At 41.4% G+C, this 26,932-nt stretch carries 22 protein-coding genes and 1 tRNA gene; 15 read left to right on the top strand and 8 right to left on the bottom strand.

Going from position 1 to position 26,932, the window contains the following annotated elements:
• The 4 genes from VS868_RS08880 to VS868_RS08865 all read right to left on the bottom strand — a co-directional run bounded on the left by VS868_RS08880 (position 1) and on the right by VS868_RS08865 (position 5,375).
• A complete protein-coding gene (locus VS868_RS08880; protein ID WP_345596815.1) occupies positions 1–795 on the bottom strand; it encodes an HAD-IIA family hydrolase in 795 nt (264 codons plus the stop codon).
• Positions 796–890: 95 nt separating this feature from the next.
• A complete protein-coding gene (locus tag VS868_RS08875) occupies positions 891–1,250 on the bottom strand; it encodes a hypothetical protein (RefSeq protein WP_266067975.1) in 360 nt (119 codons plus the stop codon).
• A gap of 476 nt (positions 1,251–1,726) precedes the next feature.
• On the bottom strand, positions 1,727–4,900 hold the full coding sequence (locus tag VS868_RS08870; RefSeq protein WP_345596812.1) for a glycoside hydrolase family 2 TIM barrel-domain containing protein: 3,174 nt from the start codon (positions 4,898–4,900) through the stop codon (positions 1,727–1,729).
• A gap of 402 nt (positions 4,901–5,302) precedes the next feature.
• Positions 5,303–5,375 (bottom strand) — tRNA-Gln (locus VS868_RS08865).
• 257 nt (positions 5,376–5,632) lie between these two features.
• On the opposite strand from VS868_RS08865, the gene VS868_RS08860 reads away from it, so the two are divergent.
• The 6 genes from VS868_RS08860 to VS868_RS08835 all read left to right on the top strand — a co-directional run bounded on the left by VS868_RS08860 (position 5,633) and on the right by VS868_RS08835 (position 12,574).
• Positions 5,633–8,899 carry a DUF2723 domain-containing protein gene (locus tag VS868_RS08860; RefSeq protein WP_266067978.1) on the top strand — a complete coding sequence of 1,089 codons (3,267 nt, stop codon included), beginning with the start codon at positions 5,633–5,635 and terminating at the stop codon, positions 8,897–8,899.
• 18 nt (positions 8,900–8,917) lie between these two features.
• Positions 8,918–9,559, top strand: a complete 642-nt coding sequence (locus VS868_RS08855) for a polysaccharide deacetylase family protein (protein ID WP_345596809.1) — start codon at positions 8,918–8,920, stop codon at positions 9,557–9,559.
• 69 nt (positions 9,560–9,628) lie between these two features.
• Positions 9,629–10,828, top strand: a complete 1,200-nt coding sequence (xerA, locus tag VS868_RS08850; protein ID WP_345596807.1) for a site-specific tyrosine recombinase/integron integrase — start codon at positions 9,629–9,631, stop codon at positions 10,826–10,828.
• A 100-nt stretch (positions 10,829–10,928) separates the two neighbouring features.
• On the top strand, positions 10,929–11,177 hold the full coding sequence (locus tag VS868_RS08845; RefSeq protein ID WP_266067980.1) for a DUF6364 family protein: 249 nt from the start codon (positions 10,929–10,931) through the stop codon (positions 11,175–11,177).
• Positions 11,178–11,600: a PIN domain-containing protein gene (locus VS868_RS08840; protein ID WP_266067981.1), complete on the top strand. Its 423-nt coding sequence runs from the start codon at positions 11,178–11,180 to the stop codon at positions 11,598–11,600.
• Positions 11,601–11,794: 194 nt separating this feature from the next.
• A complete protein-coding gene (locus VS868_RS08835) occupies positions 11,795–12,574 on the top strand; it encodes a hypothetical protein (RefSeq protein ID WP_345596803.1) in 780 nt (259 codons plus the stop codon).
• Positions 12,575–13,013: 439 nt separating this feature from the next.
• Here VS868_RS08835 and VS868_RS08830 read toward each other — a convergent pair whose 3' ends face one another.
• A complete protein-coding gene (locus VS868_RS08830; RefSeq protein ID WP_345596801.1) occupies positions 13,014–14,135 on the bottom strand; it encodes an IS91 family transposase in 1,122 nt (373 codons plus the stop codon).
• A 2-nt stretch (positions 14,136–14,137) separates the two neighbouring features.
• Positions 14,138–14,977, bottom strand: coding sequence for a tyrosine-type recombinase/integrase (locus VS868_RS08825; protein ID WP_266071261.1), 840 nt, complete (start codon positions 14,975–14,977; stop codon positions 14,138–14,140).
• A 229-nt stretch (positions 14,978–15,206) separates the two neighbouring features.
• On the opposite strand from VS868_RS08825, the gene VS868_RS08820 reads away from it, so the two are divergent.
• The 4 genes from VS868_RS08820 (at position 15,207) to VS868_RS08805 (ending at position 19,404) form a co-directional block, all read left to right on the top strand.
• Positions 15,207–15,881 carry a hypothetical protein gene (locus VS868_RS08820; RefSeq protein WP_345596797.1) on the top strand — a complete coding sequence of 225 codons (675 nt, stop codon included), beginning with the start codon at positions 15,207–15,209 and terminating at the stop codon, positions 15,879–15,881.
• A gap of 335 nt (positions 15,882–16,216) precedes the next feature.
• Entirely contained in the window at positions 16,217–16,831 is a 615-nt protein-coding gene (locus VS868_RS08815) for a hypothetical protein (RefSeq protein ID WP_345596795.1), read from the top strand.
• Positions 16,832–17,154: 323 nt separating this feature from the next.
• Positions 17,155–17,355 carry a hypothetical protein gene (locus tag VS868_RS08810; RefSeq protein WP_266067989.1) on the top strand — a complete coding sequence of 67 codons (201 nt, stop codon included), beginning with the start codon at positions 17,155–17,157 and terminating at the stop codon, positions 17,353–17,355.
• 207 nt (positions 17,356–17,562) lie between these two features.
• Complete coding sequence (locus VS868_RS08805) at positions 17,563–19,404, top strand: cystathionine beta-synthase (protein ID WP_345596792.1); 1,842 nt, start codon at positions 17,563–17,565, stop codon at positions 19,402–19,404.
• Between the two features lie 172 nt (positions 19,405–19,576).
• Here VS868_RS08805 and VS868_RS08800 read toward each other — a convergent pair whose 3' ends face one another.
• Together VS868_RS08800 and VS868_RS08795 are read right to left on the bottom strand one after the other, a co-directional pair.
• Entirely contained in the window at positions 19,577–19,873 is a 297-nt protein-coding gene (locus VS868_RS08800; protein ID WP_266067991.1) for a thioredoxin family protein, read from the bottom strand.
• Between the two features lie 74 nt (positions 19,874–19,947).
• Positions 19,948–21,168, bottom strand: coding sequence for a metallophosphoesterase (locus VS868_RS08795; RefSeq protein ID WP_345596788.1), 1,221 nt, complete (start codon positions 21,166–21,168; stop codon positions 19,948–19,950).
• 341 nt (positions 21,169–21,509) lie between these two features.
• Here VS868_RS08795 and VS868_RS08790 point away from each other — a divergent pair, with 341 nt between their 5' ends.
• From VS868_RS08790 to VS868_RS08770, 5 genes are all read left to right on the top strand, one after another.
• Positions 21,510–21,746 (top strand): hypothetical protein, encoded by a 237-nt coding sequence (locus tag VS868_RS08790; protein WP_345596786.1) that lies wholly within the window; start codon positions 21,510–21,512, stop codon positions 21,744–21,746.
• A gap of 2 nt (positions 21,747–21,748) precedes the next feature.
• On the top strand, positions 21,749–23,059 hold the full coding sequence (locus tag VS868_RS08785; protein WP_345596784.1) for a sugar MFS transporter: 1,311 nt from the start codon (positions 21,749–21,751) through the stop codon (positions 23,057–23,059).
• A gap of 221 nt (positions 23,060–23,280) precedes the next feature.
• The gene (polA, locus tag VS868_RS08780; protein WP_345596782.1) at positions 23,281–26,106 is read left to right on the top strand and encodes a DNA polymerase I; all 2,826 of its coding nucleotides are present in this window, start codon (positions 23,281–23,283) and stop codon (positions 26,104–26,106) included.
• Positions 26,107–26,238: 132 nt separating this feature from the next.
• Complete coding sequence (locus tag VS868_RS08775; protein WP_266067996.1) at positions 26,239–26,571, top strand: type II toxin-antitoxin system RelE/ParE family toxin; 333 nt, start codon at positions 26,239–26,241, stop codon at positions 26,569–26,571.
• Positions 26,572–26,583: 12 nt separating this feature from the next.
• Complete coding sequence (locus VS868_RS08770) at positions 26,584–26,916, top strand: helix-turn-helix transcriptional regulator (RefSeq protein WP_345596779.1); 333 nt, start codon at positions 26,584–26,586, stop codon at positions 26,914–26,916.
• Positions 26,917–26,932: the final 16 nt, after the last annotated feature.

Here is a 26,932-nt window from a genome sequence, read left to right as displayed (position 1 = left end):
CTAAGCAAACGACTTATTGTGCAGGTTAAACACCTCCTCAAGATCGAGGTCTTTTACTGAATCTACAATAAAATCGGGTTTAAAGGCATAGTCATTCAGGCTCTCTCTGGTAGAAATTCCCGAAAGCGTAAGTATGGTAGTGTAACCCAACTGCACGCCGCCTAAAATATCTGTATCCATAGTATCACCAATGATCACAGTTTCCTTTGCTTCAAGTCCGAGATATTTGCGGGCAGAACGCATCATTACCGGGCTGGGTTTACCTACCGAAAATGCCTTTTTTCCTGTGGCTTCTTCAATCATAGCCACTACGGCACGAATCCCCAGGTTGGTCCAGCCTGTTTTTTTAGGGGATGGGTCAAGGTTTGTGGCTATAAGCCGCGATCCCGAAAGGATCATATCTACTGCCGAATTCACCATTTCAAGAGTGAAATTGCGGCCCTCTCCCACCACTACAAAATCTGGACGTTGATTCACAAGATTATATCCTTCCCTTGCGAGGCTGGTAATCAACCCGCCTTCGCCCAGGACGTAAGCACTGCCGCTGGGCTTCATAAAGGAGAGGAAAGAAGCTGTTGCCATGGCACTCGTGTATACATTCTGCTCAGTAATATGAATTCCCATTTTTGCAACTTTATTCACCGCATCTAATGGGGTACGCTGGCTGTTATTGGTCATAAACAGGAATGGAATATCCATTTCCTGAAGTTTTTCAATAAACTTATCGGCTCCGGGGATCAAAGTGTCATTTCCATAGATCACTCCATCCATATCTATTAAAAATCCCTTTTTCATAGGCTTTAAATATTGATTGGCTAAAAGGTTCTCACAGCACCAGAATTTGGTGCAGTATTACGTCCTGAAGTTACGCAATCTTTTAAAACCGGTGGTTAGAGCAAAAAAATATTATCATTAAACTCTTTCCCTTTGAAGACCCGTGCGTAGAACTCCAAATCTCCTCGTGTAGTTTGAAAGGAAGCTGTTAATTTATCCTCCAGTTCATCAAGCGGAAATTGATACACCGTGATCTCGGGATAAGATGCAGCTCTTTGCTTCGACTCATTCACCCCAATCTCAATCTTCTCAAGATGCGCGTTGTAGGAGGCGTATTTTGCAAATAGATTGTGCTTGATAAGTTCCACTAAACCTCCAGGCAGGCTCTTATTTACCCTGCAGCTTTCAATCATTTTTCCCAGCGAGATCTTCCAGAGCGACCTCATCTCATTTTGGGTTACGTAAGTTGTGGTCATATTTTCTAAGTTTTATGCCGAAACAATTTCTTCTTTTCTGAAATTTTCTTCAGAATGACCCTTCAAAAATGTCATTTTTGAACAGCCTTTTTGAAGGGAATGGATATTTAAGTAAAATCCGAAAATCACTTTTCAAATAACAACATTGTTACTTCAATTTATTAGCAACAAAATTTAAAATTGAGATTAAATTTATATAAAAAAAGACACAACCCCCTATAAATCACTGGGATAAATTATATTTTTATGATAAAATGAAATCCTACCCCCAAATTTTATGAGGTTAATATTTATAAATGACATTTTTATTAAATTGATTATATGGAAATCCACACAAAGTCATTTGCGGGTAGAAAAATGAGCTTTCCCTTCCAAAAATCATAGTCTATTCTACCCTTTTTGAAGGCTAATCTACTTCCAGAGAAGGGGAAAATTATTTTTTAACCTGTCATCACCTGAAAATTTCAGAAAAAAATTTATTCGATCAGAGAAATCGTAAAAGAGTATTCGTAGCTGTCATTTTCAAGCCTGTAAGGTTCATGAGGGTAGGCGCCCCAGCTGTTATCACCGCCCAAACCGCGCTGTTTATAATCAATATGAAGAAATACCTTGTCCTGCACCTCAAGGTCTACAGGATGTCTTCCTGTTTTCCTTTCTCCTGCATCAAGATCTTCTGTAGAAATATTTAGCGCACTAAACCCTAAAGGTTGACCTCCGGTGATTTTAATTCCGCTGCCAGCATTATCTTTAAGGGAAACCCAGCGAACATCGGTTTTGTACCCGGCTTCCTGCGGCCTTATATATTCCCATGTGAATTGGTTTGCCACCTTATCCTTATAAACACCTAAAAAAGCCGAAGTATTTCTATCGGAATAATTTTCCCAGGGCCCACGGCCATAATATTCCAGATGCTCAAAGTTTCCCTCCAGGATCATGCGCATACCAAATCTTGGAATTTCCGGAAGATCTTTTTCAGAATTAAGAGTTGCGGTAACCTGAATATTTCCGTTGTTTTCAATTAAATAATTGACCAAAAAAGGAACATCTACCCCTGCCAGGTGATAAATAACCGTTATTGGCTGACCTGCTTTTGTCTTTTTACCCACTTCGACCTTAGTAACTTCAGAATTATAAGTTGCTTCTTTCCATGCCTTAAGTCTTTCGGGCATCCTGTTCCCATAGTCATTATCTGTAGGTGCCCTCCAGAAAAATGGTTCGGGAAATTGAGAAATCGGTGCTTTATTAAAACCTTTCAGCTTATAAATTTCAAAATTTCCGGTTCCTGTATTAAACACTCCTTCAACCATAGCTGTTGAAAATGCCATTTTTTTACCATTTTTCCTGATTTGAAGTTGGCCTGAAGTAATATCTTCCGATTCAAAAAAGTCATTTTTACTTAACCCGAATTGTTCGCGTGCAACTTCATGTCCCGCCGGAACCAACGCCCTTGCATTTTTTGAATAAGCATAAACGTTTAAGAAATATTCTTTATCACCGGGTGCTGGGAGTTCGATTTTCACCTCTTTAGAATCATTGGGTGCTACTTCTGCATTAAACTTCCCGGTTTTCACCACTTCTCCATTCGCTAAGAGTTCCCATTGAAAATCAAACTCATTTAGATTAGTGAAATTAAATTTATTCTTTACCTGAATTGCATTTTCCTGCTTTTCAAATTTAATGTTCTGATGCACCTTTTTCACCTCGTGAAGTGCGGGATGCGGGGTACGGTCTGCACTTACCAATCCGTTAGCATTAAAATTCCCATCATTATAAAGGTGCCCGCCGCCAAGGTCACCTCCATAAGCCCAAAATTTGCGGCCATCTTGGGTTTCGGCGTGTAGCCCTTGGTCTACCCAGTCCCAGATAAATCCGCCCTGCATGTGATCGCTGCTCTCGATAATATCCCAGTATTCCTGGAAGTTTCCGCTGCTATTACCCATGGCATGCGAATACTCGCACATGATGAAGGGCCGGGTTTTACTTTCATCTGCAGCATAACTCCTCATATAATCCAGACCCGGGTACATTGGTGCCACAATATCGGTATTGCGCTCCTGCCCGGCCTGTTCAAATTGCACCGGTCTTGTGGTATCTCTTTCTTTGATCCAGTCATACCCATCAAAGAAAACCGGGCCGTTCCCACTTTCATTGCCTAATGACCAGATAATAATTGAAGTATGATTTTTGTTGAATTCCAGCATTCGTTTCATACGATCCATATGTGCAGGTGCCCAATCTTCCAAAAAGGCGGGATGAACCGTTTTATCAAAGCCTCCCTGGTGTTCGGCTCCCATGCCGTGGGTTTCTATGTTTGCCTCGTCTACCACGTACATCCCGTATTCATCTGCCAGATCATAAATGCCGGTATCATGAGGATAATGGCTCATTCTTATTGCATTGATATTGTTTTTCTGCATCAATTCAATGTCTTTTACATTGATTTGACGATCTGGCACATGCCCTTTTACAGGGTGATGCTCATGCAGGTTCACACCTTTTAGGGTTAGTGGCTCTCCATTAATCATCAATTGGGCATTTTTTATCTCAATTTCCCTAAACCCCGTTCTTCCAGCCAGTGCAACCACTTCTTCCCCTTTTTTATCTAAAAAGGTGATAGTGTAAGTATAGAGGTGAGGATATTCTGCGCTCCATTTCTCTACGGAAGGAATTATTTTTTTGAACTGAACTTCCTTCTGATGCTTTGAAACCTGTTTTGTCTCAGAATAAATTTCTCTTCCCCCGGCATCCAGCAAAGTGAATTTTACCTGGGGCTTTACTGTTCCTCCCTTATCAAATTCCTGAAGTTTTACATCTACAACAAGATTTCCATCCTTGTAATTATTGGTAAGACCACTTTTTATGAAATAATCCCATAGCGTGGTTTTAGGCAATGCCTGTAAGTGAACGTCACGTTCAATCCCACTTAAACGCCAAAAATCCTGATCTTCCAGGTAACTGCCATCATGCCATCTAAATACCTGAACAGCCAGAAGATTTTCTCCTTTTCTCAAAGCTGAAGTGATATCAAATTCAGCCGGGGTCTTGGCAGCTTTGGTCATCCCTACTTCGTTACCATTCACGAAAATTCGGGCATAACCTGAAATGGAACCAAAATGAAGAATAACCTCTTTATCGGTCCAGGTCTCAGGCACTGTAAAGGTTTTGCGATAAGAACCTACAGGATTGTAGATCTCTTCCTCCCCTTCTTTAGTATTTAAATTCAGGACTTCTCCATTGGATGCTTTTTTTTCAGAAGGATAGCCTATATGCGGCGGATTCTTCGGAAAAGGATAAACTACATTGGTATAGATAGGAATATCATAACCTTCCAATTCCCAATTGGAAGGAACATTAATTTCATTCCAGGCATCGTCTTCCAGATTTACTTTGTAGAAATCAACAGGCCGTTGACTGGGATGCTTAACAAGATTAAATTTCCATTTACCATTTAAACTCTTGTAAAGACTGGAGGATTCCCTTTTTTGCCCCAATGCTTTAGATGCCGACTCAAACAGTACGAAGTCACTGCGGCCTTCCAGTTTGTTCCTGTCGATTTTTAAAGGGTTTTCCCATTCGTGGCTCTGCTGGGCAAAAGTGTCATTATTCACCAATGTTGTTAGGAGGATGAAGAGTAGGTGCTGGATTTTCATTTAAAAAAAATTACATTTTAGGACAAAGAAGACTCCTGGTCTTTTATTTATTCCTCACCATTGCTGGTTGTAGGAATAATCTGATCTAAAAGTATTAAAATATTACCTCTTAACATTTTGTATGGGAAGAAAAAAGAAGAATTAGTTCCCGTCTTTAGCCTGAAGTAAAGGCTTTAAATGCCTCTGCAGAATCATTCAATGCAAAAATTAAAGCTTTTAGAAGTCAATTTAGAGGGGTGAAAAATGTAGAATTTTTCCTGTACAGATTAACTACATTATTTAGCTAGTCCACAACTTTTGTTCTTGATCCCTTTTGTTCTTGATCCATGATCAGCTATTTGCCATACCTCTAAAAACAAAAAAACCGAATTGTTTTCACAATTCGGTTTAACATTTACTTTGTTGGCCTACTAGGGCTCGAACCTAGACTCTTCTGGACCAAAACCAGACGTGTTGCCAGTTACACCATAGGCCACTGCTGTAATGCGGATGCAAATTTAAAACAAACTTTTACTTCTACAAATATTTTTTTGAAATTCTTTTTGAACCTCCAAATCACGCCCCTTCAAAAATGGCATTTTTGACACCTTTCCTGGAAAATTTTTGGGTTCCATAAGCAATAGCGGGGAAGTTAAAACCATGTGCTGCACCAAAATATCTTCTTTTAAAATGCGTTCTTCCCACAATAGCTTAATTATTCTTAAATTCGCCACTGTTCTCAAACTCACTAAAATGACAGACTTTAACTTTACCCGGTGGAACAAAATTCTTGGCTGGGTGGTTTTTCTCATAGCACTTACTACCTTTTGGTTAACTGTTGAGCCCACGCTTAGTTTCTGGGATGCAGGAGAATACATTGCCACCTCTTCAAACCTCGAGGTGGGTCACCCTCCCGGGGCACCGCTCTATCAAATGATGGGTGCGTTTTTCTCCATTTTTGCCAGTGAACCTTCACAGGTAGCCTACATGGTGAATTTAATGTCGGTTTTTGCCAGCGCATTCACCATTCTGTTCATGTTCTGGTCTATTGTTCTTTTAGTGCTCAAGATAAGCGGACCTGTCTCTGAGATCTCTGCGGCCAAAAAAGCTGCCGTTCTTGGAAGTGCCGCTGTAGGTTCTCTTGCCTTTACTTTTACCGATAGCTTCTGGTTCAACGCCGGGGAAGCCGAAGTTTACGCCATGGCAACCTTCCTCATGTCTATCCTGTTTTATTTGGGATTGCTGTGGGAACGCGATATGTTCGCACCTCGCGGCAACCGCTGGGTTATCCTCATTAGTTTTATCATAGGGCTTTCTTTTGGGGTGCACTTTATGGGGCTACTCACCCTGCCCGCCATAGGTTTTCTTTACTATTTCAAGAACTTTTCAAAGATCACCGTCAAGAATTTTATCGTTGCCAATTTGGTAGTGGTCGCCGTGCTTATGTTCATCTTTAAGCTGCTGCTGCCCTATTCTCTTGACTTATTTTCATCTACAGAGATCTTCTTTGTCAATACCCTGGGGCTTCCGTTCAATTCGGGAACTATTTTTACAGCCCTTGTGCTTATTGCTGCTTTTTACTTCGGAATAAAATACACCAGGCAAAAACAATACTTTCAGCTAAATACCTTACTGCTTTGCATCCTGTTCATCTTTATTGGTTTCTCCTCCTGGCTGATGCTGCCTATTAGGGCGAACGCCAATACGGTGATCAACGAAAATAACCCAAACAACGCCCGCGAACTGCTGGCTTATTACAACCGGGAACAGTACCCCGAAACGCATTTATTCTACGGCCCACAATTCACAGAGATCTACAGCGGGCTGGATGAGAACAACCCTTATATTGACGATAAGCCGAAATACGAAAAAGACGAGGCTGCCGGAAAATACGTGATTGTAAACGACTACAAAAACGCGAAACAGAATACAGATGATGATCACAAAGCCATACTGCCGCGTATGTGGAGTACAGAACATGCTTCAAATTACATGGAATTCACCGGCCCTTTAGAATTCACCATCAAACCCGAATATCAGCAAGAAGAGCAGCTTATTGCCGCTGTGAATGAATTTAAACGGAACTTTAATCAGGGGAACGTAGATTACGAGCAATACAACAGTTTTTTACGCCGCTTCAGGGAATATCTTGATGTTGAAAAACCTTCGTTTGGCTCCAACCTCAATTACCTTTTTGAGTACCAGATGGGTTACATGTACTGGCGCTATTTTATGTGGAATTTTGTAGGCCGACAAAACGACGTTCAGGGAAAATATACCGACCAGAATGGAAACTGGATAAGCGGGATCGACTTTATTGACGAGGCCCGCCTGGGGAATCAGGATCAGCTTCCTTCAGACGCACTGAATAATCCTGCAAGAAATACTTATTACTTCCTCCCGCTGATTTTAGGAGTGCTGGGGCTCGTTTTTCAGTATACAAAAGACAAGAAGAATTTTTGGGTGCTGCTCGTTTTCTTCCTCTTTACGGGTATTGCGCTAAAAATTTATCTCAACGAACGGCCTTTTGAGCCACGGGAAAGAGATTATGCACTGGTAGGATCTTTCTACGTATTTGCTATTTGGATAGGCTTTGGGGTTTATGCCCTTTTTGACATCCTTAAAGATTACCTGAAACCAAAGATCGCAGTACCCATTGTGGTCACGGCTTCCCTGCTCGCAGTACCTGCAGTACTTGCAAGCGAAAACTGGGACGATCATAACAGGGCTAACCGTTATACAGCGCTGGCCATGGCAAAAATGTACCTTGACAGCCTTGACGAGGATGCCATACTCTTCACTATTGGAGACAACGATACTTTTGCCCTATGGTATGCCCAGCAGGTAGAAGGCTACCGTACCGATGTACGTATAGTGAATACCAGCCTGTTTATGACCGATTGGTATATTGACCAAATGAAACGGCAGGCATGGGAAAGCGAGCCCATACCGGGGCAGCTTGTTCACGAGCAGTACACTTATGGAACAAGAGATGCAGTGTGGTTTCAACCTGTAACCCAGGACACCATGAACATTCAAACCTGGATGAACTGGATTGCGAGCGATGACCCCCGCACCAAAGCAGATCTTATGAGCGGCCAAAGTGTGAGCACCTTCCCTACCAAACATGTGAGAATTCCTGTGAACAGGGAAAATGTGCTGGAATACGGTATTGTAAAACCGCAAAATGCTGATGAGATCGTAGATGAGATCGTGATTGAGCTCAACGAAGATATCTTATACAAAAACCGTTTGTTGATGCTTGATATTGTAGCCAACAACGACTGGAAACGCCCAATATACTTTACCGGCGGAAGCTTTGGAGATGATGATTACCTGTGGATGAAAGATTACCTGCAACTGGATGGCGTGGCCTACAAACTGGTTCCTATTAAGACTCCGGTGAATCCGCGGAACCCGTTTGATATGGGACGTTTAGATGCCGATAAGATGTACGACATCGTGATGAACTGGTACTGGGGTAATTCGGGAGACCCGGGCTTATATTATGATCCTGAAACCCGCAAAAATGCCATTACATACCGCAGCAACCTAGCACGTCTTGCCGAAGCATTGATGAATGAAGGAAAAATGCAAAGGGCAGAAGAGGTTATGGATCTTGCGATGGAAAAAATGCCTGTAGCACATTTTGAATACTACACCCTACTTGAACCTTTTATACAGGGTTATTATGAAGTAGGCCAAAAGGAAAAAGCAAGGGAGTTGTGGCAACAAGTAGCGAAAAAGTACCAGGAGAACCTCACCTATTTTAGTTCCCTTGAACTGGACAGGCAATTCTCACGCGGCAATGAAATAGTTACAGACATTGAGCGGTACAGAAGCCTTGTAGATGTGTTGATTATTAATGATACTGAAGAAATAGCCCGGGAAGAGGCCGATAAATTCAACCAGTACCTAATGCTGTTCCAGCACTTCTACGCAAGGCCTGAAGAGACGCCCGAAGAAATCCCTGCCAGGGAAGCAGAGCTGCTTCAGCAAGAGATCAGGGATTCGCTGTAAAGCCGTTAAAAGAGCAGAATGAGGGAGCGTATACCCCGGGTGATAAAACTTCTGTATCCAAAAAGGATATGGGATGTTGCCACCCGGGAGAAAAGTCTTTACCTCAGCTTTGATGACGGCCCTATTCCTGAAATTACGCCCTGGGTGTTAGACCAGCTTAAAAAATACAATGCCCGCGCGAGTTTTTTCTGTATTGGTGACAATGTTCGCAAACATCCCGATATTTTCAGGATGGTGGTTGAGCAAGGCCATACGGTTGGAAACCACACCCACAATCATTTGAATGGCTGGAGAACTTCTGTCGCAACCTATCTTGAAAATGTGCGGCAGGCACAGGAGGTGATAGAAAAAGAACTTCCGCAGAGAACAGGTCTCAAAAATGCCATTTTTCGCCCCCCGTATGGGAAGATCAGAAATGTGCAGGCCAAAAAGCTTCAGCAGGAAGGTTACAGCGTTGTGATGTGGAGCATTGTGAGTATGGATTATGACCAGCGGCTCTCTTCAGAAAAAGTCCTTCAGAATGTACTTAAAAATGCCGTGCCCGGAAGCATTATCGTCTTCCACGACAGCATAAAGGCCGAAAAAAACCTGAAAGCAGTCTTACCACAGGTGCTGGAACATTTTCAGAAGCAGGGCTACTCCTTTAAAGCGCTGAAATAAAGAATAATACGCTAATATTTTTCAGAATCAGGTTTGTTTTTAGATTATATTTATCTAAAAATGAGCAGCATGAAAAAAGTTACCCTTTTTCCCCTTTTACACCGGAACGAATGGCAGATAGGTATAAAATTCCCTTTTGATCAGGAAATAAAAACCAAATTACAGAAGCTTGACGTTGTGAAATGGACCCGCACGCACAGTTGCTTTTACAGCCTTTACACGCCAGACAATAAACAGCTGCTTTACAACAAACTGCGCGAGGGCAAAATATTTGTTGATTACAGCGAACTTCAAAATTTTAAGCTGCCGGCAAAGGAAGCCAAACAACCACAACCTGTATTGGAATTCAGCCCCGCCCAGAAGAAGATCATGCATGAATACGTGAATTACCTAAGAGGTCAGCGCCTTAGTGAAAGCAGTGTGCGCACCTATTATAGTTTTGTACTGAAGTTTGTACACTACGTTGGAGACAGGCAGGTTTCAGAATTAAGAAAACGGGATATTGAGCTCTTTGTAGAGCAGTACATTGCAGCCGAAAATTATGCCCTTAGCACCCACAGGCAGTGCATAAGTGCCCTAAAACACTTTTTACAGCTTTACGACACTGAACATATTGATGTCAACGAAATCAAGCGACCTTCTAAAAGCAGGTATTTACCGGTGGTGCTCTCCAGCCAGGAGATCATGAAGCTGCTGCAAGCCACCAGGAACCTGAAACACCGCGCCATTTTGGCCATGATCTACTCGGGCGGACTTCGCATTGGAGAGCTGCTCAATCTAAAGCTGGCTCATATAGATATTCACAGGCGGCAAATTTTTGTAAAGAATTCGAAAGGTCGTAAAGACAGGATGGTGGTGCTTGCCGAAAGTATGTTGCCATTGCTGAAGAACTACCTTAGCACCTATGTGCCTCGTGTGTTTTTTGCTGAAGGCCTTTACGGCGGAGCTTACAGCCCACAAAGTATAAGAACATTTCTTGCCGACTCCTGCCGCCGTGCCGGGATCAAAAAAAGGGTTACCCCACATACCCTAAGGCACTCCTATGCAACACATATGCTGGAGAACGGCGTAGACATACGTTACATACAGGAGCTACTGGGGCACTCCAAACCCGAAACTACCATGATCTACACCCATGTCTCCCGAAAAGATATCCTGAAAATTGAGAGCCCCTTAGACGTGATGGTCAAGCAAATCTACAAATCTGACTTAGAAGAAGACCACCTGTTACTGCCACCACAGCATATTGCTGATAAACAGCTATATTAATGGGGATAAACATATTGAGCGTAATTATTCAGAAAAATTCTGCTCCATTCTTAAGATATACGTATATTTTAATTAATTTTGCACGTATAATTATTTTGTTATGGATACAAAGCTGACATTAAAACTTAACCAGGAAATAATCGAACGAGCGAAAAAATATGCTTCAGATAATAAAATGAGCTTATCAAGAATTGTAGAAGCATATTTACAATCGTTGACAACCGACAAGAAAAATTCAGATTTTGAAATTTCTCCTTTCATTAAAAGTCTGGCTACTGGAACAAAAATTCCGATCAATTTAGATTATAAAAAAGAATACACAGATTCATTATGGGAGAAATATAAATAAATGAAAAAGAGATTATTTCTAGATACAAACGTTATCCTTGATTTACTTGGAGAACGGGATCCTTTCTATGACTCAATTGCTAAAGTAGCTTCACTAGCTGACAAAGAAGAACTAACCTTACTTGTTTCCCCAATTTCATTTGCTACACTAAATTATTTTATTTCAAAATTTGAGTCTGCAAAAATTGCTCAGGAGAAACTGAGAAAATTTAAAATCATATGTGAAATCTGCAAACTGGATGCACACATTATCGAAAAAGGACTGAACTCTGATTTTAAAGATTTTGAAGATACTTTACAATATTTCAGTGCTACAGATTCCAATTGTGATATTATAATCACTAGAAATGGAAAAGATTTCAAAAAGTCTTTGTTACCTGTTATGAGTGCAGATGAATATTTGCAGAGTATAAAACCAAAATAACTCCGCCCAACTTAAGTCGGTTATAGCAAATAGCGGGTTTTGCCGAGAAAGTGTAATTTAGAAAACAAAGAAACAAACCGGAAAGCCGTAAAAGTCGAGTCCCTTACTCCACAAACTGGCGATAACCAAGACCGTTGGGTATAATTCTTAAGCAACCTTTTACTATTTTATAGTCATATATATAAATGGAATCCATGAAAAAAGTTATAATTCTTCTATTTTCCTTCATTGCTTTAAGTTGTAGCAAAAATGAGGATGACTATATCGATTCTATAGAAACGGATATTGACTTCATGCCAGTAGAAATTTATAACAATTCAAATGTATCAGAGAATCCCACATTAAAACTTAAACTAATAACAAGAGAAAAATTTCCTTGGCATAATTATAGTTTAATAACAACACAAACTATAGAAGATAATGAACTGATAATACGATTTGAGAAAATCTCAGTTCCAACAATTTGCTTAACTGCCATTGGTCCGGCGATTTCTTACATTGATTTACCAGAAAAAATTAACAAAGTCACTTTTATCAATGGGAATATTACTGACAAGTATTCAATTACAATAGATCAGGAAAAGGTTTCAATAAACAATATTGAAAATAATTTCACGAGCTTATTGTTTAATCAAACTTTTAGATATCCTCAAAATTCATTTGCTTATGTCTCTGGGACAAATACTGATAATACAGAAATTTATGACCGGTTTTTAGAAGTTCTGAGAGAAAATCCCAATTTCACTGAATTTGAATTTGAAGGAGAAGGAAGAATACCTTATCCTACTATTTCAGATGGGCACTGGGTTAACCATGCTTCTAAATATTTTTTATATACAGATTACGATGAATTTGAAAACTTAAAATTAATACTCGAGAATTTTTCAAGAGAAAATATTGAGAAGAATTCAGGGGCCTCTATTTCCATTTACGGCTGGAATAATATAAGTTTTCATAGTTGGCTTAATAACTAAAAAACTATGCTTAATAACTAAGCGTTCGTGTGGCCGGTACGGCCCAACATGAACGCCCTGTTGACTGAACCGGTTCTTTGCTGGTTGTCCTATATGGGTTTTAGTCTATTTTTTAGAGGTGTGATTTGGGAAGGTGGAAGGTTGAGCTATTTAATAACTAAGCGTTCGTGTGGCCGGTACGGCCCAACATGAACGCCCTGTTGACTGAACCGGTTCTTTGCTGGTTGTCCTATATGGGTTTTAGTCTATTTTTTAGAGGTGTGATTTGGGAAGGTGGAAGGTTGAGCTATTTTTCTGTCCCGGTAAATTTTGGAAGTAAATGGAGATTTTACTCTCCACTTATGTTTTCTATTCTGGTTGATTCGATTTTTTCAGTTGTTTTGTTCCCTTTTGACAATAGATCTCCTGTTACACCGTAAAGCAGCGTTGATCGGGAGGGCTATTTCTTCTGTGTTTTAATTTTTTTCAGCCATTGAACCGGAGGTCCGCGTGCAGTAAAAGTGGTAAGCGTAATGAGATTTCCTTTTTTACAGGTCGGGCAAACCCGGTGTTGTAAGGGTTCTTTTTTCTTTAAATGGGCAGGGCCTAAAGTTTCCTGTAATTCCGGAAGGCTGTTCCTTTTGTGATAGGAGCTTAAGATCCCGTAATGGCGGATCCGAACAAAGCCTCTGGGAAGCACGTGCATTGCAAAACGCCTGATGAACTCTGCATCTGGTAGGTACGTGTTAGATTTCCTTCCCCCGTGTCGGTAATCTTTGACAGAAAAGGTGACCTTTTTATTATCGAGGTTCTTGATTCGATGGTTGCTTATGGCGATTTTATGGGTATAGCGACCAAGATATTCCACTACCTGTGGAGGACCTAAAAACGGACGCTTGCAGTAGACTACCCATTTGTGCTTGAACAGGCTTTCATAGAAGCTTGTGGATTGGGGTTCCAGTTCCTTCCGAAGGGCAGCCACAAAGCGAGCCCTGAAGACTTTACTCATAGCCTTCACCGGGAACAGATATTTGCCATTGTTCCTGGCCGGTTTCCATTTGCCTGATTTTGTAATCCCTCCACCGGGTATAATACAATGCAGATGGGGGTGCAGGGAGAGGTTTTGTCCCCAGGTGTGCAGGATTGCGATCATCCCAGGATTGGCTCCAAGGAACTTTGGGTTTGATGCAAAGCCTTTGATTACCTGCCAGGCTGTTTTGAACAACAGGCTATACATCTGTTTTGGCTCATACAGGCATAAGTGGTTAAGCTCACAGGGAAGGGTAAAGACCACGTGGAAGTAAGGCACTTTGAGGAGCTCTTCTTCCCGTGCCCTGATCCATTCTTCCCTTTTGTGCCCCTGGCACTTTGGACAATGCCGGTTGCGGCAACTGTTGTAGCTAAGGTGTAAACGTTGGCAGAAAGGATTGAGACAGCGGTCGATGTGACCACCCAGAGCAGCAGTACGGCATTTTCGCACCGCATGCAGGGTTCTGAGCTGCCAGCTGTTGGCACAATGATCAGCTAAGACCTCCTGGTTACGCTCTAACACCTGAGCTACTTCGTAAGTAGCAGATGCCATTACTATTTGTTGTACAGCCTGTCTAGCGGACTGAACGGCTTTTGCCTACCCAATTGTGCCACGTGAAGATAGGTTAAGGTGGTTTGGATATCTGCATGCCCCAAAAGATCCTTTACGCTCATGATATCCAGTCCCATTTCCAATAGGTGTGTCGCATAGCTATGACGAAGGCTGTGAGTGGTGATCTCTTTTTGGATACCGCTATGTTTGCGTGCCTCCCGTACGATCCATTGAACTCCTCGTGTGGACAAGGCAGTGGGATTATTTTCCCTGTCATAGCCATTGAAGCACCAGGTCGAAGGATTCTCTGCTGTAATGTACTTTTTCAGGCCACGGATCTGCAGCTTTGATAGAGGGACATATCGGTCTTTACGTCCTTTGCCCTGACGGATGTGGAGCATTTTTCGATCAAAATCCAGATCCCTGAGCTGAAGGTTGCGCAGTTCGAAACAACGAAGGCCACAGCCATAAAGCATAGCAAGGACCAGGCGGTGTTTAAGAAGTTTTGGTGCTTTTAGAAGTTGCTTTACCTCACTACGGCTCAGTACCACCGGAAGCTTGTTGGGTCGTTCGATGGACGGAAGAATCACCTGCATCTCTTGCATTCCACACATACGATAAGCATACCTAAGGCCGTAAATGGTATGCTTAAAGAAACTGTCGGATGGTGTTTTATGCTGTGATTTTAAAACGTGCAGGTAATCCAGAATTTGTTCCTCATCAAGATCAAGGGGACTGCACTTAAAATAAAGGGTTAGGTGCGCAAGGCAGCGGGAATAGTTGGTAAGGGTACTTTGACTTTTACCGGCCAGTTCAACAGAACGCTTTAATTTGCGGTACAATTCATTAAACTCAGGTACAGAATTACAGGCCCTATCAATGAGAGTGCTACTTTTTTTTCATAACTTTCAATGTTTATTATTAGATACTTAAAGGTAGTGAATAGTGATCGAAAGGTTTCTTGAAGCTACCTTTAGGTTTAGTTCAATATCGGGTAAGCGCAAATAACGGGCATTCAAGAAAAAATATAATATAGTATCTTAAGAAGAAAATGCTAAAACCGTCAAATCCGTGTCCCCTACTCCACAAACTGGTAATCACCGCAAACCGTTATCAATAACACTTAAACAGAGATTCGAATTGCGAAATAAATATTTTGAATTATCACCGAAACAAAAAAGAAGCTTTTATATAAAGTTGATCTCAATTGTTTTATCTATTCTAATACCAATATTTTTTATTTCGTTTTATTTTAAGGTTTATTTCCTCGCACCAATTATTTTCTGGGTTGTACTTTCAATTATAGCCTCATTTTTCGATATGCCATCGATGATAAAAAATGGAAAATTACAATACGAATCTTCACTTTTAATTTCTGAAAAAGAAAAAGATAGTCAAATAACAATTCATGGAGGCACCTTGTTTGATTATTACTTTGTCTTAAACAAAGACGATATTGGAAAAAATAGAAGGAATGTTATCCTCTCAGAATACTTAAACGGAATTCTGAAATTAGTAGCATCGAACAATGAAAAACCCAATTTAGAAATAACCGGCACTACGTATATACTGAACCCGAGAACGGTAAATAAAATTGGATTTGAAGTCCAAAAAACGAATCCGGCACAACTTATCATCCTGATTTTAAATTATCCAAACTTAGTTTTTACCAGGTCTTTCGCAAGTAAATTTCTCCGGGGCAAGCCCACGGAGCATTATATAGGAGAACACGTTTTCAGACTTTAAACATTTACTAACGAGGCAAGCCTCGGAGTATTTACCCCCTTAGAATAAAAAATTGTCCTTCCCCAACCTTAAGAACATCAAAACATATAAATCAAATATTGAAAAACTGGGAGAGAATAGACAGAGAATTTCTAAAATTAGAGATGCATTACAAAGTACTATTTCCAAAAATGGTCAATAAGCAAATACCAGAAAGCCGTTTAAAAGACATTTTTGACTACCTTTAAAAAGGTAACTTAACCGACAAATCTGCGTTCCCACCCTACTCTCGCCACTTGTCGTTTTACGAACCGGCAGCGTAAATGCTTCCTAAATATCCAGATTGAAAGAATTACATGACTTCAATTGCGCGACTTTACATATTAATTTTTATTCTCACTTTTTTCCTAAGTAATTTTACTTCGGCCCAAGGATTTGATGATCAGGAAGGAAACAGATCTACCAATAAGATTGAAATCAGTTTCAAACCACAATTTACGGCCATTATGGTTCCTTTTGAAGATTATCCATCAAACAGAAACGCTGATTATGAGATAGGCAGTAACTCACGAATCTATGGCCTGGAAATTTCAGCTACCTTAAATTACAAATCTTTTATTGGTATTGGAGCAGGAATTGGTTCAGAAAACCTTTTACTGGAAAATGAGAATATAGATTACCTTCCTGTATTTTTAGAAGTTACTCCTTTCCCCGCAGCCAATCCTAAAAAAGGTTTTGCTTCATTTTCTGGTAGAATTGGGACACACCTGGGTGATCTTGATAAAAAAGGTGTCTATTTAAGAGCAGATTTAGGTTATTACATTCCTTTGATAGATCATATCACTCTATATTTTAAAGTCTTATTTACACATCAAACCCTGTATAAAAGTTTCCCTGATGTTGAGAGGCTCACAAACAAGTATTCATTTAATGGAATAGGTTTCGGTTTTGGTTTGGAATTTTATTTGTGAAAGCGAGGGTTTCCAAATAAACTAACTCAAACGGCAGAATACCTCCCAAAAATGTCATTTTTGACTACCTTTAAAATTAAACCTGTAATTGATGTATTGGAGTTCAAAAACCGAATCTTACTTAACATATAAAACCATGCACAGCCCAGTGTGCAGCAAGTGGAGAATGCCGAAACATCAGTAATTCAGCTTTTATATAGCAGCTTCGAATATTTGTAGATGCAGACAATTCCAAAACTGAATTCTTGAACAAAGAAACCGGGAAACTCTCTGCCAGTAACAGCATATTATAACTAGAAGTGCCACATTTAAAACCATCAAAAGTGAACAAATTAACCAGAACCAGAACGCTACTACTCATTTCTGCAGGAATATTTATCATCGCAATCGCCCAACTGGTGAGCCACTTTATAAATATTTCTGAAAAATACGATTTTGCAATTGGCCTTATTGAAGGCTTAGGCTTGGGGCTCATGGTGATTGCTTTAATAAAAGGAAGTTTCAGGAAAAAACTTTCTCACTGATTTTAAGCCGATACAAAGCATCGAAGTCAGTACATCTACAACGCATAATTTCCCTTCTGAAAAAGCCCAGCATTTTTTTCAAATGAAATGCAGATAGTGAAGACTGTCTTCATCCTGGCCCGGGAACAGGAGTAACAATTCTGCATCATCTCTTTTGTAATAACTCCAATTCGGTCTATCTTGCAGGTCCATTTGAAAGTAAAGACCATGAAAGAGAAAAACGTGCTAAATTACCTTGAAGCAGTTTTAAAAAATATGCCCAATGACTGGGTAACACTCACTACCCACAGGCTGGACATCTACAATGAAGAACAGGCAAAAACTCAGTTCTTAAGACAGTTCGAAAATTTATACCAGAATAATAATTCCAAAAAAGAAGCACTTAGTGCCTTACCTACCGCTTTTGATTATATCCGGCTGGGACATCCACTGTCCAGTATCCTTGAATGGACCATTGCCCGCCTGAATGATCTAAAGCCACAAAATGTGATCAGTTTTTCATCCAGGACAGTTCCCATGCTTGCCGTGCTCAGAAAAAATCTTTTCGCCAAGAAGAACACCCGCATTCTTTATACCGAAGAATTACCCGGCTTTTTTGATGCCGATGTTGTTAAACGGGTTTACGGATATAACTTCGAATTAAAGCAGATCAACAATCTGGAAGAAATCCCTGAATTTGATGGCAGTACAATCCTCATTTCCCAAAAAGCGGATTTTGGTACTGTTGACCTTCCGGCTACGGTCGACTTTTTTATCCAGATCCATCCACAGCTTGGCAGTATCTTACTGGTAAATGGAGATCAAAATGACGATTACGTCTCCGAAATTCAGCATGTGCGAAGAAGGGAAACCATAGCCATGACTCCGGCCGATTCTTTTGCTGCCTTACAGCTTATAACAGGGAAATCATATAAACCCTCAAAAAGTGATCTTGCAGCCAATAAAGCCAGTGTACTAAAGTCGATCAAAGAGATTACCGCTACCGGTTCTCCGGCCTTACTGGCGTCATCTGGGCTTTCTATGCAGTACGCTATTATGATGGGGCTTGTTGACAGTGCGCTTGAAAAACATCCGGGAAAAGACATAAAATTCATTGTGCCACCTAACTGTTATGGCGGCACAAACGACCAGGCAAGAAGGGTCGCCGCCTGCCTTGACCAGGTCGAGATCGTTGACCTGCTTGTTGACGGAGACAACAATATGGTAGATAGCATTGATGCGGTTTTAGAAAAGATCGCACAGCAGGATGCCGTTCCTTATATTATTGCTGAAATTCCTACCAATCCACGAGTAGAAGTGCCCAATCTTGATAACCTAAAGGCAGTTCTCGGGAAAGCACGCGAAACCGCAAATGGCCAGCCTGCTATTGACCCTGTTTTTATTTTAGACCAAACCTTCTGCCCAAATGTGCAGTTCCCGGCTAAAGATGGCATTCTTTCTAATACGCGAGTCATCTCTTATGTGAGTGGTTCAAAATTCCCCAGTGGCGGAAAATGTACTGCGGGCTATTGTGTTGCCAATGAAAAAGCCGAAGGGTTGCTTGATAAAATTGACAGGCATCTAAAACTTTGTGACAATGAGGCTACCCATCTTCAGGTTGAAATACTGGCTGAGCAACTTCCGTCAATGAACCAAAGGATCAAGGATGCTTACAAAAACACACGGGAATTTGTCAATTACATCCACGAAGCCTTACCCGGGGCAAAAATAAATTTTGTTTCCGAAGAACTTGCGAGCCAGGGATTCACCCCGTCGGTATTTTCACTCGATCTTCCTACAAAAGGCGACAGTAAAGAAGAAAGGGAAACTTATAAAAGGGCATTAAATCAAAAGCTTATCGGCATGATGATTAGAGAGATCCCCAATGAGAGCAAGTACTGCGTGAGCTATGGGCAATTAAAAGGCTGTTACTGGACCATTCCTGCAACCTCTACCCAGGGAACTACTAAAGAAGACGATAAAGACTACATTGCGCGGGTTTCTGTATCGCCAAATCTTGATCTTGAACGCCATAAGCAGGTCTTTTCAGATTTTGTAGCGCAGATCTGACTATTGTAGCAGTGGTTTTATAAACTTCCCCCGTTGCTTTGCATTTTTCTGCGGAAATTATCTTCATGAACTGAAGAACTATTTGAAGCAGTTTCCTTCAGAAGTAAAGCCGAACAAAACTAAAACAGGTTCCAAAAATGTCACTCTAAAATGGCATTTTTGGAACCTGTTTTTATACATATTCTTTAATGAGGCCTATCAGCGTGTTGGCATCCTGTTCACCGCTCTGCCTCCACTTCATCTCCCCTTCCTTATAGATCATTAGCGTGGGCAGGCCTTTTATTCGCAAAGCTTCAGCAAGTTCAGAATTCTTATCAACATCAATTTTAATGACCCTGGCCCTGTCGCCCAATGCCGCTGCAACATCTTTTAAAACCGGATTCATAGCTTCGGAAGCTTCATGCCAGTGGGTGTAGAACTCCAGCAGGACCGGCACCTGCAAATCGATTAACTCTCCAAATTTCGACATATACCTGAAATTTATAGTCGGCTGCAAAAACATGAGTTCCTGCAGCCTTTCTCAAATATAGTCAAAAGTTTGTTTTATGCGGGTTTTGGCCCCTTCCGAAGTTCAATTACCGAAACTTCAGGCCAAATACCTACCCGACCCGGGTAAGCCAAAAATCCGAAGCCACGGTTCACGTTAAGAAAACGTCCGGCTTCATTATAGATCCCCGCCCAGTGTTCATACCTGTACTGTGCCGGGCTCCACTTAAACCAGCCGGGAATTTCTATTCCAAACTGCATCCCGTGGGTATGTCCGCTTAACGTAAGATGAAATTTCTTTTGATCTTTCTTCACCTTTTCCTGCCAGTGAGATGGATCGTGCGACAGGAGGATCTTGAATTCCTCTTTAGAAAGTTCCCTGGCTGCTTTACTAAGATCACCCACCTGCTTAAACCCGGCGCCCCAGTTCTCTACTCCCACAATTGCAATAGCATCACTGCCACGGGTAATTTTCTTGTGTTCATCAAGCAAAAGGTTCCAGCCCATCTCCCGATGCACTCCTTTAAGAGCCTCCAAATTTGCCTTTTTTGCAGTGGCAGATTCCCAGTTCACATAATCGCCATAATCGTGATTTCCCAGCACCGAGAAAACCCCATCGGGCGCAGAGATGGTGGAAAAAACTTCCTTCCACGGGTCCATTTCAGATGCTGTATTGTTCACCAGGTCTCCCGTAAACATCACGGCATCGCTCTTTTGCTCATTAATTAAATCTATGCCGTAGCGGATCTTTTCAGGATTGTCAAAACTTCCGGAGTGAATGTCGCTTATCTGGGTGATCCTGTAGCCGTCAAATGCTTCAGGCAGGTCGTCAAAATGTAAAACGTACTTTAAGACTTTATAGTTGTATCGCCCCTGGTACATTCCGTAGAGTAGCGAAGCGAAGGGAATGGCTGCGATTCCCATGGCAATCTGGCTCACAAACTTACGCCGAGACGGCAATGAATAATCTGCATTTGAATGTGCCAGTTTTTGAAAACCACTCACCACCAACCTTACCAGATCTTCGCCAAATAAAAGCACAAAAAGGATAAGTTTAGGCACAAAAAAAGCGAGAAAGAACCCAATCGCATAACTACGCGCCCCGGTAAGCCCCTGTTTTTCGGGCACATTGAACTGGTACAGCAAATATCCCAAAACCCCCAGGGAAAGAGCGAGATAGATAAAGTAGATCCAGGAATGGCGGGTAACGGTTTTAAAAGCCTGATATGCGTATATATCGAGAATGACGTAAATAATTACAAAAATGATCCAGCGCATGTAAAAATTTTTAAGCTGCAAAGGTACTGCGAAAGCCCTGCCAAAAGTTGCGGCCTGCCAAATCTTTCATTTATAGCACAATTAATATTTTGCATAAGTAAGTACTTCAGCATTTTAAAATGTAATGATCTGGCACAAAATTTCTGCGGAAGAGAATTGCATCGGCCTAACTTCAGCAAAAATATATGCTCCGAGCTTGTAAAATGGTCTTAAACAGGCTAATAAATTTTCAGCTTAAAACCTGAGCATTCTCATACTGGCGCAGCTTTACAGGCACACAATTTCTGGATCAGTTTTCATACATTTACGGCAGATTTTTCTTTAACTGTGCTTTAGCTAATTTGAAAACAAATCATTTTACAAAGAACACCTCACGTGGTGCAGCCAAAGCAACTACAGTTTCCCTTTATAATGATTGCGCTAACCTGTCAAAAATGGCATTTTATCAACGTGTTTACGACACCCCCACCGGGGAATATCTTTTTCGGCCCTTGCCGCTACAACGTTTTCTGGCGCTAAGAGAAGTGTGGCAAAAAAAGGCAACCAATAGCAAACTCCCTACTAAACCCTACATTTAAAAATGGAACAAAAAAAATCCTATCGTACCGCATTTATTTTTCTTACTGTCCTCTTCTTTTTATGGGGCTTTATTACCGTGCTGGTTGACTCGCTTATCCCCAGGTTACGAGAAGTCTTTACGCTTTCGTACTTTCAGGCAGGGATGGTTCAATTTGCCTTTTTTGGCGCCTATTTCTTATTGTCAATCCCGGCGGGCTGGCTGCTCTCTAAAATAGGATATAAAAAAGGGATTGTACTGGGGCTTTTCACCATGGCTACAGGGTGCCTCCTGTTTTGGCCTGCGGCATCTTACCGCGTGTTTGGAGTATTTATGCTGGGCTATTTTATACTGGCGGGTGGGATCACCATCCTACAGGTGGCAGCCAACCCATACGTAACTATACTGGGCCCGGCAAAGACTGCATCCAGCCGTCTTAACCTTTCGCAGGCTTTTAATTCCCTGGGAACTGCTATCGCTCCGGCTTTGGGAGCTTTATTGATTTTAAGCGACAAGGTAATGACCAAAGAAGAGATCGCTTACATGACCGAAGCTGAACAGGTAAAATACTATGCTTCGGAAGCTGCAGCCGTACAAACGCCTTTCGTGGGTATTGCAATTTTTATCATCCTTATCGCACTGGTATTCCTTTTTGTAAACCTTCCGAAGGTAACAGATACCGAAGCTTCTAATGATTATGGCATAGTGCTTAAAGACCGAAATCTTATCATGGGTGCCTTTGGTTTGTTCTTCTACGTTGGTGCCGAAGTAGCGATAGGTTCATATATGGTCAACTATTTCCTGACTCTTAACCTGCCTGACGTGATTCGGGAAACGCCATTTATGCGAACCCTCGCCGAATGGATCCTGTCTTCGGGCGTTACCACGTCTACAGATATGGCCGTAGTGGGTGTTTTTGTTACCTTCTATTGGACCGGTGCCATGATTGGCCGCTTTATTGGTTCCTATCTTACCAAAATTCTTAATCCGGCAATGGTATTGAGCACCTTTGCTGTCTGTGCTATTGGGTTGGTATTCATTTCAAATATTACCACGGGGCTGGTAGCCATGTGGACGCTTATCGCGGTAGGGCTGTTCAATTCTATCATGTTTCCCACCATTTTTAGTCTTGCACTTGACGGGCTTGGCGACAACAAACCACAGGGCTCGGGGGTATTGTGTACCATGATTGTGGGTGGTGCCATTATTCCTCCTGCTTTTGGATACCTTACAGATTCCTTCGGATTTAATCTTGCCCTTATCCTGGTCATGTTATGTTATGGGTATATCTTTTTCTACGGATTTAGAAACAGGAACAGAGAATTATCCGTGTAAAAGTCAGGTTACTCCTGAAGTTTATAGATAAAAAAGCGTTGTGCCGGTATGTTTTTCAGAAAAAGCATACCGGCATACTTTTTTGAGGGCGCAGGGTTATTGGCTTTAAACTTACAATTCACTGCTATTGGATTAACACTGAATACATAAACCTCACTCCCGTGCAAGGCACCTTAATACTCATTTAAGTTTCGTAAATTTATCCTCTTAAAATTTAATTCATGCCCGAACAAAAACGCCTATTCCTTCTCGATGCTTACGCCCTGATTTTTAGGGGATATTACGCTTTTATCAACAATCCCATTGTGAACTCCAAGGGTCTTGACACCTCGGCCATTATGGGCTTTATGAATTCGCTGTTTGACGTTATAAGGCGTGAGCAGCCCGATCATTTGGCCGTGTGTTTTGACAAGGAAGGAAGTGTTGCCCGCACCGAATTGTTTGAGGCTTACAAGGCGCACCGCGATGCCACGCCCGAACCTATTTTAAAAGCTATTCCTTACATCCAGGAAATATTGACTGCCATGCACATTCCCGTGGTGGTGCTGCCCGGCTGTGAGGCCGATGATATTATTGGCACCCTGGCAAAACAGGCAGAAAAAGAAGGTTATAAAGTCTTCATGGTAACGCCCGATAAAGATTTTGCGCAGCTGGTCTCCGAAAACATCTTTATGTACCGCCCGGCCCGCATGGGTAACGGAATTGAAATTTGGGGAATCCCCGAAGTACAGAAGAAATTTGCTGTAGAACGCCCCGAGCAGGTGATAGATTTCCTCGGAATGATGGGCGATGCAGTAGATAATATTCCGGGACTGCCGGGAGTGGGTGAAAAAACTGCCAAGAAATTCCTGAAAGAGTTTGGCAGCATGGAAAACCTGCTGGCAAATACCGACAAGCTCAAAGGGAAGATGCGCGAAAAAGTGGAGGCCCATGCCGAACAGGGTATGATGTCTAAACAATTGGCCGCCATTATGACCGACTGTGATGTGAAATTTCACGCTGAAGATTATGAACTTTCTATACCCGATGCCGAAAAGGTACAGGAGATCTTTGAAGAACTGGAATTCAGGCGTCTAAAAGAGCAATTTTTGAAGTTGTTTTCGGGAGAAGAAACAGCCAGGCCTACCCAGGTAACCAGCACAGCTACCGCAAAAGCCCAGGAACGGGAAGCAGGAGCCGGACAATTTTCCCTTTTTGGCACCGAAGCAGCCGAAAGTGTGGAGAAATTTTCAGGAAGAAAGACCATTAAAGATGTACCTCATGTATACCAGAGCGTAAATTCCGGTTTTGCAATGGAGCTTTTCCTTCAGAATTTAATGAAGCAAAAATGCGTTTGTTTTGAGTTCACCACCACCGGAACGAACCCTCTTTCCGCAGAAATTATTGGTGTTGCATTTTCATGGGAAGCCGGAAAAGGATTTTACCTTCCGGTACCCGAAGATCGGGCCGAAGCACAGGAAGTCATGGAAAAACTCCGTCCTTTCTTTGAAGCTGAAGACATTGAAAAAGTAGGGCAAAACTTAAAACACGATATTAAAGTACTGGCCAAATACAACATCAGGTTTAAAGGACCGCTGTTTGATACCATGATCGCGCATTATCTTATCAACCCCGATATGCGCCACAGCCTGGACGTACTTGCAGAAACATACTTAAATTATTCTCCCGTTTTTGTGGAAGAATTGCTGGGAAAAGGAAAGAACCAAAAATCCATGCGCGATATTTCGCTGGAACAGCAAACCGAATTCAGCGCCGAAGATGCCGATGTCATTCTTCAGCTGAAACAGCATTTTACACCTGAATTAAAGGAAGCCAATACTGAAAAACTTTTCAATGAGATTGAGATTCCGTTGGTACGGGTGCTGGCCGATATGGAGCTGGAAGGGATAAAACTGGATAAAGATTTCCTGGCGAGCCTTTCCGAAGCATTAGATAAAGATATAAAGCACCTTGAAAATACCATTTTTGAGACCGCAGGAGAAGAGTTTAATATAGGCTCTCCAAAACAGCTCGGTATCATTCTATTTGAAAAACTGAAACTGGTAGAGAAGCCAAAAAAGACAAAATCGGGACAATATTCTACGGGTGAAGAAATTCTCTCGGCCCTGGCGCCGCAGCATGCAATAGTGCGACAGGTACTCGACTACCGCGGACTCGTAAAACTCAAGAATACCTATATTGATGCCCTGCCCCTGCAGGTAAATGAGAATACGGGCAGAGTACATACAGATTACATGCAAACGGTCGCGGCTACCGGAAGATTGAGCTCAACAAACCCCAACCTTCAGAATATTCCAATCCGTACCGAGAGGGGACGACAGGTGCGACAGGCCTTTGTTCCAAGAGATGAAGACCATATTTTACTGGCGGCAGATTATTCGCAGATAGAACTGAGAATTATCGCAGCCTTGAGTCAGGAAGATAATATGATCTCTGCATTTCAACAGAATCAGGATATTCACGCTTCTACTGCTGCAAAAGTCTTTAATGTACCTATAGAAGAGGTGACCCGGGAGCAACGTAGTAATGCAAAAACAGTGAACTTCGGAATTGTTTACGGAGTTTCAGCTTTTGGATTAAGCAATCAAACCGAACTCTCAAGAGGAGAAGCAAAAGAACTTATAGACACTTATTATAAGACCTATCCAAAGCTTCGGAATTTTATTAGTGAACAGGTAGAATTTGCCCGTGAACATGGGTATGTGCAAACAGTGCTCGGCAGAAGAAGATATTTGCGGGATATCAATTCCCGTAACCAGATGGTGCGGAGTGCAGCCGAAAGAAATGCTGTAAACGCCCCCATACAGGGAAGTGCCGCCGATATCATTAAGCTGGCTATGATTAATATCCACGAAAAGCTACAGGAGGGCAATTACCGAACAAAAATGTTGCTACAGGTTCATGATGAACTTGTTTTTGATGTGTACCGTCCCGAATTACAGGACATTGAAAAAATGGTGAAACATGAAATGGAGAACGCCTTTAAAATGGAAGTACCCCTGGAAGTAGAGCTTGGCCTGGGAGAAAACTGGCTGGAAGCACATTAAGGGATAAGGTCTAAGGATTAAGGAGATAGATGATTCAATTATGTTACTTATGATGTAATCTCATCTACAAAAGTTTCCATATATTGAAACTTTGCATTAGTTTTGTTATTGGAGAACAACAAAGCAATCTGAATGGAGAAAAAGTTTGAAGTCGTTTTTCTAGAGCAGGCAATTGACTTTCTTGAAAACCTGGACGAGAAAACGAGAAAGAAAATTTATTACAATTTAGATAAAGCGAAACTTGTAAACGACCCAAAATTATTCAAGAAACTTACAGATGATATATGGGAATTCAGAACCAAATTCAGAGGACTACAATATAGATTATTTGCCTTCTGGGATAAAACGGGAAAAACTGAAACACTTGTAATTTCCACACACGGCATTATCAAAAAAACCGATAAAGTGCCAAAAGAAGAAATTGAAAAAGCAAAACAGATAAAGAAAGAATATTTTGAGCAATAAAAATCAAAGGTTATGGACACCCCAAAGGAAAAAATGAAAATGATGACGCTCGATCAAATGAAAGACAAACATATTGGTGAAGTTGGAACAAAGGAGCGTGACAAACATGAGTTTGACCTGAAATTGGAAGTTTTAGGAGAAATGATAAAATCTGCCAGAAAAGAAAGACAACTGACTCAAGAACAGCTCGGAGAATTGGTAGGTGTTCAAAAATCGCAAATTTCCAAACTAGAACGAAATGCAAAAAACGTAACTATTGAGACGATTTTGAAAGTATTCCGAGCTTTAAAAGCTAATATCAAATTTAGTGTTGAATTGAAAGATGAGGATTTTAAAGTAGCATAAGCACTGCAGGTATAAC

The organism is Salinimicrobium sp. 3283s (genome assembly GCF_039602225.1).
In the GTDB taxonomy this organism is placed as follows: domain Bacteria; phylum Bacteroidota; class Bacteroidia; order Flavobacteriales; family Flavobacteriaceae; genus Salinimicrobium; species Salinimicrobium profundisediminis.
This window is presented reverse-complemented; position numbering and strand designations above follow the sequence as displayed.

Coding starts and splice junctions, on each gene's coding strand:
- xerA (WP_345596807.1), top strand. CDS start 9,629: ATGAAAAAAGTTACCCTTTTTCCCCTTTTACACCGGAACGAATGGCAG.
- VS868_RS08875 (WP_266067975.1), bottom strand. CDS start 1,250: ATGACCACAACTTACGTAACCCAAAATGAGATGAGGTCGCTCTGGAAG.
- VS868_RS08870 (WP_345596812.1), bottom strand. CDS start 4,900: ATGAAAATCCAGCACCTACTCTTCATCCTCCTAACAACATTGGTGAAT.
- VS868_RS08835 (WP_345596803.1), top strand. CDS start 11,795: ATGAAAAAAGTTATAATTCTTCTATTTTCCTTCATTGCTTTAAGTTGT.
- VS868_RS08815 (WP_345596795.1), top strand. CDS start 16,217: ATGACTTCAATTGCGCGACTTTACATATTAATTTTTATTCTCACTTTT.
- VS868_RS08775 (WP_266067996.1), top strand. CDS start 26,239: ATGGAGAAAAAGTTTGAAGTCGTTTTTCTAGAGCAGGCAATTGACTTT.
- VS868_RS08845 (WP_266067980.1), top strand. CDS start 10,929: ATGGATACAAAGCTGACATTAAAACTTAACCAGGAAATAATCGAACGA.
- VS868_RS08800 (WP_266067991.1), bottom strand. CDS start 19,873: ATGTCGAAATTTGGAGAGTTAATCGATTTGCAGGTGCCGGTCCTGCTG.
- VS868_RS08860 (WP_266067978.1), top strand. CDS start 5,633: ATGACAGACTTTAACTTTACCCGGTGGAACAAAATTCTTGGCTGGGTG.
- VS868_RS08795 (WP_345596788.1), bottom strand. CDS start 21,168: ATGCGCTGGATCATTTTTGTAATTATTTACGTCATTCTCGATATATAC.
- polA (WP_345596782.1), top strand. CDS start 23,281: ATGCCCGAACAAAAACGCCTATTCCTTCTCGATGCTTACGCCCTGATT.
- VS868_RS08770 (WP_345596779.1), top strand. CDS start 26,584: ATGGACACCCCAAAGGAAAAAATGAAAATGATGACGCTCGATCAAATG.
- VS868_RS08785 (WP_345596784.1), top strand. CDS start 21,749: ATGGAACAAAAAAAATCCTATCGTACCGCATTTATTTTTCTTACTGTC.
- VS868_RS08830 (WP_345596801.1), bottom strand. CDS start 14,135: ATGGCATCTGCTACTTACGAAGTAGCTCAGGTGTTAGAGCGTAACCAG.
- VS868_RS08855 (WP_345596809.1), top strand. CDS start 8,918: ATGAGGGAGCGTATACCCCGGGTGATAAAACTTCTGTATCCAAAAAGG.
- VS868_RS08805 (WP_345596792.1), top strand. CDS start 17,563: ATGAAAGAGAAAAACGTGCTAAATTACCTTGAAGCAGTTTTAAAAAAT.
- VS868_RS08840 (WP_266067981.1), top strand. CDS start 11,178: ATGAAAAAGAGATTATTTCTAGATACAAACGTTATCCTTGATTTACTT.
- VS868_RS08880 (WP_345596815.1), bottom strand. CDS start 795: ATGAAAAAGGGATTTTTAATAGATATGGATGGAGTGATCTATGGAAAT.